Source organism: Kitasatospora sp. A2-31 (assembly GCF_022288725.1).
Taxonomy (GTDB): domain Bacteria; phylum Actinomycetota; class Actinomycetes; order Streptomycetales; family Streptomycetaceae; genus Kitasatospora.
On sequence record NZ_JAKNTA010000189.1, the window covers coordinates 1 to 1375 of the forward strand.

The following is a 1375-nucleotide window of genomic DNA, read 5'->3' on the forward strand; positions in this document are numbered from 1 at the left end:
CCGCCCCGCCGGCCTCCCGCCGCCTGCCGAAAGACCAGGCCAGACCGCCGGTTGCCGTTGCTGCCCCATCCCCGACCAGGAGGTCAGCCCGCCCCTTGCCCTACGAAATCCACCAGGGCGACGCCCTCATCCGGCTCGCCGCGATCCCCTCGAACTCCATCGACGCCGTCATCACCGACCCGCCCTACAACTCGGGCGGACGCACCGCCCAGGAGCGGACCGGACGAACGGCCCGCGCGAAGTACACCTCGAACGACGCCGCCCACTCCCTCGCCGATTTCCCCGGCGAGAACAAGGACCAGAGGAGCTACACCTACTGGCTTTCCCAGCTCCTCGCCGAGTCCTACCGCGCGACCAAGACCGGCGGCGTCGCCCTCGTTTTCACGGATTGGCGCCAACTGGCTGCCACGAGCGACGCGCTGCAGGCCGGCGGCTGGATATGGCGCGGCGCACTCGCCTGGTACAAGCCCGCCGCCCGGCCGCAAATGGGAAGGTTTACGCAGCATTGTGAATTCGTGCTGTGGGGCAGCAAGGGCCCGATCGACGGCAAGGCCCACCCTGTCTACCTCCCCGGCCTCTACACCGCCTCCCAGCCGCGGGCGGGCCGCGTCCACATCACCCAGAAGCCGGTCTCGGTGATGCGTGAGCTGGTCAAGATCTGCCGCCCGGAGGGGACCATCCTCGACTTCTGCGCCGGCAGCGGCAGTACCGGAGTCGCCGCCCTGCTGGAGGGCCGAAACTTCATCGGCGTCGAGGCCACCCCGCACTACGCCGGCATCGCCGAGCTGCGCCTCGCGGAGACCGAGCGGCAGATCGCGGAGGGCACGACCGACCCCGAGACTGCGGACGAGGAACAGGCCGAAGCCTGATCACCGGCAGCCGGGCCGCCCCCACCGGGGCGGCCCGGCCCCGCCCCAGCACGAAGGAGACCTCCTGAGCACCCCCGCCTCCGACCTCGAAGTGGTGGTCACACCAGGCCACTTGGCCGGACCGGGCGACGCCGAGGCAGCCCTCGCCCAGTTCCTCGAAACGTCCCCCACCTGGGGCCGCTACAGCCCGGGGCAGGACACCACCGTCGCCCTGCACGAGTCCCTCCTCGCCGCGATCGAACTCGACCACGACACCACCAACGGGCCCCGCTGGACCATCGCCGCGTACGCCTCGCCCGTCGGCAAGCGGACCTGGCATGCCACCTTCTGCACCCGCACCCCGGTCGAGGTCGTCACCGCGGTGGCCGCGCGCCTCTCCCACGCCCTGACCGCGACTACCGAGACGGTGCGCGACGAACTGCTGTGGGGGCGGCGGTCGCTGGACAACACCATCGCGGCCGACCTGGAAGCCGCCGACGAACCGTGGTCGCGGGAGACGAGCCCTA

At 71.3% G+C, this 1375-nt stretch carries 2 protein-coding genes; both read left to right on the forward strand.

Annotated elements, in window-relative coordinates; all coding sequences use genetic code 11:
* Positions 1–95: 95 nt before the first annotated feature.
* Entirely contained in the window at positions 96–869 is a 774-nt protein-coding gene (locus tag MCM47_RS40755; protein WP_051816684.1) for a DNA methyltransferase, read from the forward strand.
* Between the two features lie 112 nt (positions 870–981).
* A partial coding sequence (locus MCM47_RS40760; protein WP_238951835.1) for a DUF317 domain-containing protein occupies positions 982–1375 on the forward strand: 394 nt, incomplete at its 3' end.